Origin of the sequence: Duganella vulcania (assembly GCF_009857655.1) — a bacterium.
In the GTDB taxonomy this organism is placed as follows: domain Bacteria; phylum Pseudomonadota; class Gammaproteobacteria; order Burkholderiales; family Burkholderiaceae_D; genus Rugamonas; species Rugamonas vulcania.
In genome coordinates, this window is sequence record NZ_WWCX01000045.1 from 44,837 (window position 1) to 54,262 (window position 9,426).

General features: G+C 64.3%; 9 protein-coding genes. 6 read left to right on the forward strand and 3 right to left on the reverse strand.

Going from position 1 to position 9,426, the window contains the following annotated elements:
* Positions 1–6 precede the first annotated feature (6 nt).
* The 4 genes from GTP90_RS21560 to GTP90_RS21575 are packed head-to-tail and all read left to right on the forward strand — an operon-like array spanning position 7 to position 2,864.
* The gene (locus tag GTP90_RS21560) at positions 7–705 is read left to right on the forward strand and encodes a HupE/UreJ family protein (RefSeq protein WP_161085467.1); all 699 of its coding nucleotides are present in this window, start codon (positions 7–9) and stop codon (positions 703–705) included.
* Positions 706–715: 10 nt separating this feature from the next.
* Entirely contained in the window at positions 716–1,345 is a 630-nt protein-coding gene (locus GTP90_RS21565; protein WP_161085468.1) for a hypothetical protein, read from the forward strand.
* 55 nt (positions 1,346–1,400) lie between these two features.
* Positions 1,401–1,769: a hypothetical protein gene (locus GTP90_RS21570; RefSeq protein ID WP_161085469.1), complete on the forward strand. Its 369-nt coding sequence runs from the start codon at positions 1,401–1,403 to the stop codon at positions 1,767–1,769.
* Between the two features lie 12 nt (positions 1,770–1,781).
* The gene (locus GTP90_RS21575) at positions 1,782–2,864 is read left to right on the forward strand and encodes a DMT family transporter (RefSeq protein WP_161085470.1); all 1,083 of its coding nucleotides are present in this window, start codon (positions 1,782–1,784) and stop codon (positions 2,862–2,864) included.
* A gap of 208 nt (positions 2,865–3,072) precedes the next feature.
* On the opposite strand, the gene GTP90_RS21580 is transcribed toward GTP90_RS21575, so the two are convergent.
* The 3 genes from GTP90_RS21580 to GTP90_RS21590 are packed head-to-tail and all read right to left on the reverse strand — an operon-like array spanning position 3,073 to position 8,113.
* Positions 3,073–5,514, reverse strand: a complete 2,442-nt coding sequence (locus GTP90_RS21580) for a sbcc family protein (protein WP_161085471.1) — start codon at positions 5,512–5,514, stop codon at positions 3,073–3,075.
* Positions 5,511–6,788: a metallophosphoesterase family protein gene (locus GTP90_RS21585; RefSeq protein ID WP_175048178.1), complete on the reverse strand. Its 1,278-nt coding sequence runs from the start codon at positions 6,786–6,788 to the stop codon at positions 5,511–5,513. The genes GTP90_RS21580 and GTP90_RS21585 overlap by 4 nt, the downstream gene beginning before the upstream one ends.
* A gap of 8 nt (positions 6,789–6,796) precedes the next feature.
* Entirely contained in the window at positions 6,797–8,113 is a 1,317-nt protein-coding gene (locus tag GTP90_RS21590) for a recombination directionality factor (RefSeq protein WP_161085472.1), read from the reverse strand.
* A gap of 725 nt (positions 8,114–8,838) precedes the next feature.
* On the opposite strand from GTP90_RS21590, the gene GTP90_RS21595 reads away from it, so the two are divergent.
* Positions 8,839–9,078, forward strand: a complete 240-nt coding sequence (locus GTP90_RS21595) for a hypothetical protein (protein WP_161085473.1) — start codon at positions 8,839–8,841, stop codon at positions 9,076–9,078.
* Between the two features lie 43 nt (positions 9,079–9,121).
* Entirely contained in the window at positions 9,122–9,364 is a 243-nt protein-coding gene (locus GTP90_RS21600) for a hypothetical protein (protein WP_161085474.1), read from the forward strand.
* The last annotated feature ends 62 nt before the right edge of the window (positions 9,365–9,426 follow it).

Here is a 9,426-nt window from a genome sequence, read left to right on the forward strand (position 1 = left end):
TGTGATATGACTATTTTCAAACCGGCCGGATGGCTGCGGGCGCTGCTCGCCGCAGCCCTGGCCATCGCCGCCGGCGCCGCGCTGGCGCATGGCGTATCGGAACCTGACAAAGGATTTCTGCAAGGCGCCCAGGGACTGCATCTCCTTCCCTACCTGTACCTGGGCGCCAAGCACATGGTGACGGGGTACGACCACCTGCTATTCCTGGTCGGCGTCATCTTCTTCCTGCACAGGATGAAGGACATCGGGTTGTATGTGACGCTGTTCGCGCTGGGCCACAGCACCACGCTGCTGCTGGGCGTGCTCAATGGCTGGCACATCAACGCCTATCTGGTGGACGCCATCATCGGACTGTCCATCGTCTACCGCGCCTTCGACAACCTGGGTGGTTTCCGCAGCGTGTTCGGGCTGCAGCCCAACAAGAAGGCGGCCGTGCTCATTTTCGGCTTCTTCCATGGACTGGGGCTGGCCACCAAGCTGCAGGATTTCGCGCTGTCGCCGGACGGCCTCATCCCCAACATGATCGCCTTCAACGTCGGCGTCGAGATCGGCCAGCTGCTCGCGCTCGGCATGATCCTGGTGCTGATGCGCTTCTGGCGCGGCACCGCCAGCTTCGCCCGCAACGCCATCCGCGGCAACATCGCCCTGATGGCCGCCGGCTTGACCCTGGCGGGCTTCCAGCTCGCCGGATTGATTACCCAATAAGGAGTCTTTAATGTCCGAATCCCTGCACATCATCGCGCCGGCCCCGAAAAAAGAACTGCTGCGCGGCGTCCTGGCCGCCTGCGCCATCGCGGCCGTGCTCCTGACGTTCGCCGTCCTGCCCGCCGAATACGGTATCGATCCGACCGGCGCCGGCAAGCTTTTGGGGCTGACCGGACTGCATCAGGAGTCGCGCGAGGAAGGCCCGCCCTCCAGCGGCTTCGCCAATACCGAGGCCATCGCCACCACACTGTCGAATGTGGCCGCGAAGGGCGAGGAACGCTCGCTGACGATCGCGGCCCGACAGCAAACACCGTATCGCAGCGACACGATGGACGTGACGCTGCCGCCGGGGAAAGGACTGGAGGTCAAGACCCGCCTCGCAAAAGGCCAGGCGCTGGCCTATACGTGGAAGACCAGCGCCGGTGAATTGCTGCTGCAGGACTTTCACGGCGAGCCACCCAACGCCGGGAAAGACGAATTCGAAAGCTTCATCAAGGACAAGGCCGTGAGCGAGTCGCGCGGGGTGCTGATCGCCCCGTTCACCGGGGAGCACGGCTGGTACTGGAAGAACACGTCGGCGGCGCCGGTCACGCTGACCCTGCAAACCAGCGGCTTCTATAGCGACATCGTCCGCAAATAAAATGCATGGCGATTGCGGCGAGGCCATCGACATCGCCGCGCAAGAGGAGTATGGAATGAACAAGATGAAACACACGACCCTGATGCTAACCGCCGCCATGGCGCTGGTCGCCAACACCGCGCTTGCGCACCCGGACCACGACGACGTACCGCCGGAGCAGGCGCTCAAGCTGGAACTGGCCAGGAAGAAGGACGGCGCCATGGTCTACCTGACCAACGACGGCCACAAGGTCTCGACCGTGGGTGCGACCGGCACCCTGTCCTATACCGCCGGCGGCAACGTCACCGAAGTTGTCCTGAAGCCAACCGGGGTGAACGGGATGGCGCCGGTGAAAGCGGCTACAATCGTGCCTGGAACCAAAGCGCGCGCGACCGTCACAACGGCTGAGAAGACCACCGTATCCTCCGAGTTCCTCGTCAAATAAACAAAGAAAAGCATGAATCCGACACCCAACCGTAACGCGGGGCTGCACCAGGGCGTGATCTATGCGCTGCTGGCGGCGGCCTTGTTCGGCGCCAGCACGCCGTTCGCCAAGTCCCTGGTCGGCGAGATGGCGCCGGTCGCCCTCGCAGGCATGCTCTACATGGGCAGCGGCCTTGGCCTGCTGGTGCTCTATCTGGCGCGTGGACTGGTCCGGCGCGGCGGCAACGGTGAAATTGCGGGGCTGACCCGCAAGGACTGGCCATGGTTGGGCGGTGCGATCCTGGCCGGCGGCGTGGCAGGTCCGGTGCTGCTGATGCTCGGCCTCACGACCACGCCGGCCGCATCGGCGTCGCTACTGCTGAATATGGAAGGCGTGCTCACCTCGATGCTGGCTTGGTTCGTCTTCAAGGAGAACTTCGATCGCCGCATCTTCATCGGCATGCTGCTGATCGTGGCGGCCGGCGTGCTGCTTTCGTGGGACCAGGCCACCGCGCAAGGCCTGCCTGTGGGCGCGCTGGCCATCGTGGGCGCCTGCCTGTGCTGGGGCATCGACAACAACCTGACACGCAAGGTCTCCGCCAGCGACGCGGTGCAAATCGCCTGCGTCAAGGGACTGGTGGCCGGCGCCGTCAATCTCTCCATTGCAGGCGCACTTGGCAGCCGCTTGCCGGGCGTCTCGACGGTATTGAGCGCGGCCGTCATCGGATTTTGCGGCTACGGCCTGAGCCTGGTCATGTTTGTGCTCGCCTTGCGCCATCTGGGCACGGCCCGCACCGGGGCCTACTTCTCGGCCGCACCGTTCGTCGGCGCCGCCATTTCTTTATTCCTGCCCGGCGAGCAGCCCGGCACCCTCTTCTGGATCGCCGCGCTGCTGATGGGCGGAGGCATTTGGCTGCATCTCACCGAGAGCCATGAGCACGAGCATGAACACGACCCGTTGGATCACACCCACGCTCATCGCCATGATGCGCACCACCAGCATGAGCATGACTTCCCGTGGGACAAAACCGAACCGCATGTGCACCCGCACCGGCACACACCAATCAAACACTCGCACAAGCACTATCCTGATATCCATCACCAGCACGGGCATTGACGCGTTGAATTCATTCCCGCAATGCCGTCGGATAGTCGCACACTTGCTTCATTTCGATTTGAAGAAAATGCGTGACTATCCAGAACAAAGACTCGCGGGCGCCGAGGCGGAAGGAGAGCTGGCCGCCGTTGCAGTGCTGACGAAAGCACCGGCAGTCCCTGTGAAATAGGCGTGGTTGTAAGGCGGCAAAGGCTGTCCCGACAATGATTCAACCGGGCAGGTCCGCACACATCACGTCCAGGTCGATGACGGCATCGGCCATGGCTATCATTTCGAGCGTTTGCGAAATGAAGTACTCCCGCTCGTACCCCCCAACGCGCAGCACCTGCCGCTTCATGCGCATGAACATGCGCTTGCGTTCCGTGTCCAGCGGCCCGTCGGACTCGTCGGTGAAAAGCGTTTCATAGTGACGCCCGGAGCATTGGCCGAGATAGAGCGCGATGGCGCGCGTCAGGCAGTCGTTGATCCAAACGCGCTCTCCTCCGCTCATCTGGTGCATCGGCTTGCATTGCCCGGCTTCCGCGTCGTGCACCACGATGTCGAAGCCCTCGCGCGCTTCGCCCTTGGCGGTTTCGACCTGCGTGCGGATCGACAACGTGAAGCGCGGCCCGTAGCAGGCCAACAGCAGGTCGTTCGCAAGACTCGACAGTTCCGGCCCGGCGTCGTCGATCATCAGCGCGATCAGACCGTCGTTGCCCATGCATTTGGCGAACATGGTCCAGGTGGACAGCTCGGTCTCGATCGCGCTGCACCTCGTCTGCAGGGCTGCGCACCGCTCGCGCAGCTTGTCCGCCGCCTCCAGCGCCTCTTCAGCGGCAGCGCGCTGACGAAACAGCGGCCCCAGAGCCGCCTCATCCGCCTGCGATTGAACCTGCGCCACGCGCAGCGCTTCCGCGGCCGCCGCGATACGCGCCTCGTCAAACTCGGGTGGCAAGTGGGCAAGCCGCTGCCGCAAGCTCGCGCACGCCGCACCTTGCTCGGCTTGATGCCGCGCCGCCCGTGCATCGACCTGCGCGATGGCCGCCTCGACCGCCGTTGTTTCCGCCAGTTGCTGGCGCTCGCTCGTCCGCGCCGATTGTTCCAGGCGCCCCAGCCGCTCGTCGCAATCCTGGATGGTCGCCTCCGCCTGTGCAAGCTCCCGGCTGCGCGCCGCCAGCGCCGTGGCGCCTTCGGCACGCCGCCGCGACCGAGCCAGTTTCGCCTCCGCGTCCGCGAGCTGTCTGGGCGCCATGCGCAGCCGGGCTGCCCGAACCCTCAACTGCGCCAACTGCGAGCGCAGTCCGGAGCGCGTGTCGTTCAGGCGCGCCAGCTCCGCGCTGGCATCCGGGATCAACGGCCGCGCCGCATGGGCGTCGCCCAGCAAGCGACAATCCTGCTGCATCGGCATGCCTTTGCAGGGGACGGTCAGGGTCAGCCCATGGCGCCGCTGCACGTCCTCTAGCTGCAGCGCGGCCTGTCCGGCCATGCGCTCGACCGATTCGATTTCCTTGGCGAGGCTGCGCTCCCGCTCCTCCACCGTGCGCAGTTCCGCGGCCACCTCACGGCAACGCAGCGCGCGCTGCTCGCGTGCCGCGACCACGGCGCGCGCCATGCCAAGGCGACGCGACGCGCGGCGGATCCCGCCGGCCTCGCCCATCACAGCACACGCCAGCCCGCGTTGCGCGTCGATCGCCGCACGGGCGCGCCGCTGGTCCGCGCAACGAGATTGCGCCTCGCGTTGCAGGCGCGCCAGTCGCCCTGCTTCCCGCTGGCGGTCAGCCGCGTGTTCGGACGCCTGCCGGGCCATCGAGGCGGTCAGGCCGGCCAACTCCGTCTGCAACGCTGCACGGTTGGCCGCACGATCGGCCAACTGGGCGCGCTCGGCCTCCAGCCTCGCCAAGGTCTTGTGCAACACATCGATACTCCGGAGGGTTGACGACCGCCGTGCCTGCGCGGCCGCGATGTCGCGGACAATGGCCGGAAGCCGCGCGCCGTCAAGCTTCGCCGCATCCATGTCCAGCGCCGCCGCCGACAATTCGTCGCGCGCGGCGCCCAATCCAACCCGCAGCAGCTTGACCACTTCCGCCGCCTGTTGTCCCTTGCAGCGGATGTCCTCCAATCCCAGCAGATCGGCCAGCAGCGCCTTGACTTCGCCGGTGCGGTACGCGCAGAGCTGGCGCCGTCCCTGCGCCGCGAACGCCGACACGAAGAATGTGCGCTCGGCCCCCAGCACCGCGTCGAGGCACCGCATGTACGTTTCCATCTTTCCGTCGGCGACCGTCCCGTCGTCGGTCCTGACAGGGCACCAGCGCGCATTCTCCAGCACATGCAGATAGGCTTCGGTCCGGCGCCGGCTCTCGTTGCGGATGACGAGCTGGGAGCGGTAGCGTCGGCCACCGTGCTCCCACACCAGATCCTTCAGGCTCTCCGGCAGGAACACGTGGTCATAGTAGGAGAAGGCCCCGCTGCCGTCGCCGCCGGCGCGCGACGGCATGGTCGGATACGGGGTCAGGTTGTCCAGCACCGTCGTCTTGCCACGTCCGTTCGCGCCGCAAATGGCGATCAGCTGCGCCCCCTCCGTCAGAGCGGCCAGGTCCAGCGACAGCTCGTCGCGGCCCAAGCCGTCACGGATGCCGCGAAAACCTCTCAGGTACAACGAAACTGGCTTCATGACGCGCCCTCCTCTACAGTGATCATGGCGGCGCGGTTCACTTCCCGCCGAACCGGGGCCGCTCCGCTTGAAAGTATCGTCCGGGCGATCGACTCGGTATCGCGCGCAGCCAGCCACTCCACGCACGACAGCAATGGCGCGGCCTCTTCGCCGGCGGCTTCGGCCCAGACGGTGATGCGATCGCGCAGTCCCATCCGGGAAATGCCCGCCATGCGCGCGATCTGCACCGGCAGCACCCGCCCTTCCAGCTTGACCTGCGCCGCGCCGGTCAACGCGGCCAGCAGCGCGCCACGGTCGACCTGGTCGCGCTCCGCCTCCGACACTTGCCAGCGCACCCGAATGAACGCCCCTTCGACATCCAGTTCATCGATGCGCGCGCGGATACAGGCGGGATCTGGCGGACCGTCGAAACACAGGTCGATCGTGCGCCGCGCCGGCGTGGCGATCCGCTCAAAGCGACTGCCTGCCGCGCCAACGGTCCAGATCAGGAATCCCTTGTCGCCCTCCTCGCCGTAATGCAGCCGCGCCGGCGAGCCGGCGTAGGCGACCAGGCGCCCATTGCTTTCCCATGACTGGTGCAGGTGGATATGCCCCAGCATGAACGCGCTGGCGCGCGCCGCGAACAGCGCTCCGGTCGTGAATTCGTGGTCGTTGCCGGCCATCGGCACGCCATGCTCGTTGGTGCTGCCGTGAACAGTGCCGTGCGCCACGCCGACCGTGGGGATGCCCAGCCCGCGCGCCCCATCATTGATACAGCCATAGCCGCGCAACAGGGTGGACAGCTGCGTGCCCACCTCCTCCGCTGCAGACGCCGCGCCGGCCGCCGCAGCGACCACCGCCTTGTTCACGGTCGGCAGTGCGGAAAACAGCGCCCGCGTGCCATCGGGGAGCGCATCGAAACGCCATCCATCGGAAACGCGCCAGCTTCCCTCACCATCGAGCGCGACTTGCTGCAGCCGGTCTGCCACGTGCACGGGATAACGGCCGCCGAAATGCCGGAAGACGTTCAAGGTGCCGGGCGGCTCGTGCGAGAACGTCCCTTGTAGTATCAGCACCGGGCAGTGGTCGGCCAGCCTGCGCACATTGCGGCCGAGCGCATCGACGGCCGGCGAATGCAGGTTCTGCGCGTGGTCGGTGGCGTCGCCGGAGATGACGGCGGCGTCGATCCCGCGACCGATGGCCGCGTCCACCGCGTACGCAAAGCAGCGGTCCACTTCGACCAGGGTTTCCGGGGCATAGTGCAGGTCGGAGAAATGTGCGATCCGAATGTCCATCGCACACCTCACGCTTCCGATGCAGCGCCCAGCGCGCCGTCGACCTCGGCCGCCAGCGCGGCCGCGTCCTCGCATCCCTCCAGCACGGCCAACACGCGGGAACGTCCACCGGCGTTGCGCTTCCAGCCGGCGCCCCACCTCTTCTGCGCGAACGCCTCGAAGCGGCCGCGGTCCATGCCGAAGGCGTCGACCACGCCGAGGATCGCCTCGACCTCCTCGATACCGCCGCCGGTCATCGGGGCTGCGGCTGCAGTCACCGTTGTGCCGGCATGCTCCGTATTCGCTTCCGGTTCGAAGTGATCGCGCGCCGACGGCTCCCGATCTTCGGCCGCACCTGCCGATGGTGGCGCCTCAAAGGTCATGGCAGCGGCGTCGGCCTCCCGCACAATCTCACCGTCGCCGACGTTCAGCAACGCGGCGACATCGATCGGGGCCTCCATCTCGATCAGCCACACCTTGGTCCGCACGCTCCGGCCTTGCTCGTCGATGTGCGGAACCTCGCGTTCCACCTTCGAAATGTAAAACGGTGTGCGCTTCGCATCGAGGAAGCCCGAGATGCGGCCGCCGCGCAGGAAAGCCAGCGCCTCGAACTTCTCGATCGCGCGCGTCATCGAATACAGGCTGTTGGTCGGCAGCTCGAAGGCGTCGCAGGACCGGATGCCCGGAACGTAGAAAATGAAGCGCCCTGATAGATTGCATTTGCGAGCCTGGTATTCGGGACACAATTCCGGGTCGCACATGCCGCTGTTCTCGGCGCGAAGCTGCGTGCGGCGCCCGCCGAAGATGCGAATCGGCTTGCGTGACGTACGGTCCTGCGGCACCGGCGCGTAGCATTTGCACAGGCGCGTACGGCCATCGGCGGCATATTCGCTCCAGAACTTCTTCTCGCCGGCGCCCCAGCACACCAGGTCGTGCGGCATCACCGCCTGCCACACGTCGGCCGGAAAGACGACCGGGAACCGGTAGAGACGGCGCACGCCGTCGCCGCGATCTTCCCCATATAGATCGAGCATCTGTCGCGCGGTCTCGGGGTTGGGGAAGTCGGCGCCACGCACGGTGAAGTACGGAACGTTCTTGGGGACGAGGGGGTGCTGCAAATCGGGCAGCGCTTGGGCAAGGGCGCGTTCGATGTCGTCGAAACCGCGCCCCTCTTCGATGCCGCGCTGGTAGATGTCGCGGGCGTGGGCATTGTCCTGGGCGCGGCGGGTCAGCACCTTGATTCCGGCCCTGATTTTTCCGGCGGTCGGAATACGCGCGGAACGTTGGCCCAGCACCGTGGGCACTGGCGTCCGGCTGTCCTTCAAAACGGTGATGTCGCTTTTCATGGCTTCCTCCTGTGGTGGATTGATCGCACCATCAGGATCTCGCGCCTTCGCCCGAATTCAACCCCGCAAGCCAGCGCAGATATCGTCGTGCAGCTAACATCTTAAATATGCAACTTGAGGAGGGCTCACGCCATTACATCCGGCGTTTTAACGTTAATCCAATCGCATATTTCCTAAATGTCTGCAGCCTTACCCGCCATCGCACTTAGAGCTGATCCGGCATCGACACGCGTCAGGGTGCGGACTGTGAATAATGGCGGCCGCCTACGAGCAGGCGGTTGACGGCGCTCTGCGAAAACGGGTGGCGGCACATCATGAGAACGGCCGTCAGCGAACTATGAGAATCGGTGGCGACACCCTATGAGAATAAGTGGCGGCAGCTCATGAGAATTGGTGGCGGCGGTAATGAAAATACTCAACCAGCAGCGGACCAAACGTTGACCACCAAGTAAGCCACCATGCCTCGCTAACCCAAGCATGATCGCAAATACCGTTCAACAGGCGTTCCAGCACGCGATTCATTGTCGCTTTATTAATGATGAATTTTTTCGCTGCAAAGTTTCTTTGAATAAACTAAAATCAACTCGAAGAAGTCAGCCGACTCGCCGCCTACACCGCAAAACCGTAGCGTGCGTCGTCTAGACTGGATGCGCTACAGCGGCACAACCGGGCCGTTGACCTCGCAGCGACGAAATTTTTAGTAGGACTTTTATACAAGGAAAACGATGACCAAGGGTTTGTGGATAGCGCTGTCAGCTCATTTATTGGGAACTGTTCTGGCAATTGCGCTGGGGTGGCAACTCCCGACATGGATTGCTTTTTTTGAACCAGTTCGACCAGCGCAATATGCTTTCGCGACAGTAGCGCTAGCATGGGGAATCTGGAAAGCACGCGAAATCGTTATTGGAAAAGACTCGTCCGCCAACCGCACCGCAGCACATTTCAACGCCAACAAACGTCGCTAGCGTCAGCCTCGGCGGCAAAATTGGATTTTACTTAGGAGCAGTAATGATCGTTAAAAGCGTAGTACTAAACGAAGCAATGCAGGAAGTCTTTCAGAATCAGCTTGAGATAGATGCTTTGGCGCTAACCGTCGCTGCCGAGACTCGCGAAGAGATGGCGAGAACCAAAGGCGCAGATTGGACCGCCGGGGCGATTCCTTTTTTTGGACAGGAGCTGATCACCGGATCGCGTCCCACGGAGTGGTGTATGAGTTGTGATTCCTGGGAGGCTGGGCTCCCGCTCAGTTAATGACGGCCGACAGCCGTGCAGGCTGAGCATCACATAGCGACTGCAAGCCTTCGAGTTGCATG

Excerpts from the sequence above, each read along its gene's own strand:
- GTP90_RS21560 (WP_161085467.1), top strand. The coding sequence starts at position 7 with ATGACTATTTTCAAACCGGCCGGATGGCTGCGGGCGCTGCTCGCCGCA.
- GTP90_RS21565 (WP_161085468.1), top strand. The coding sequence starts at position 716 with ATGTCCGAATCCCTGCACATCATCGCGCCGGCCCCGAAAAAAGAACTG.
- GTP90_RS21570 (WP_161085469.1), top strand. The coding sequence starts at position 1,401 with ATGAACAAGATGAAACACACGACCCTGATGCTAACCGCCGCCATGGCG.
- GTP90_RS21575 (WP_161085470.1), top strand. The coding sequence starts at position 1,782 with ATGAATCCGACACCCAACCGTAACGCGGGGCTGCACCAGGGCGTGATC.
- GTP90_RS21580 (WP_161085471.1), bottom strand. The coding sequence starts at position 5,514 with ATGAAGCCAGTTTCGTTGTACCTGAGAGGTTTTCGCGGCATCCGTGAC.
- GTP90_RS21585 (WP_175048178.1), bottom strand. The coding sequence starts at position 6,788 with ATGGACATTCGGATCGCACATTTCTCCGACCTGCACTATGCCCCGGAA.
- GTP90_RS21590 (WP_161085472.1), bottom strand. The coding sequence starts at position 8,113 with ATGAAAAGCGACATCACCGTTTTGAAGGACAGCCGGACGCCAGTGCCC.
- GTP90_RS21595 (WP_161085473.1), top strand. The coding sequence starts at position 8,839 with ATGACCAAGGGTTTGTGGATAGCGCTGTCAGCTCATTTATTGGGAACT.
- GTP90_RS21600 (WP_161085474.1), top strand. The coding sequence starts at position 9,122 with ATGATCGTTAAAAGCGTAGTACTAAACGAAGCAATGCAGGAAGTCTTT.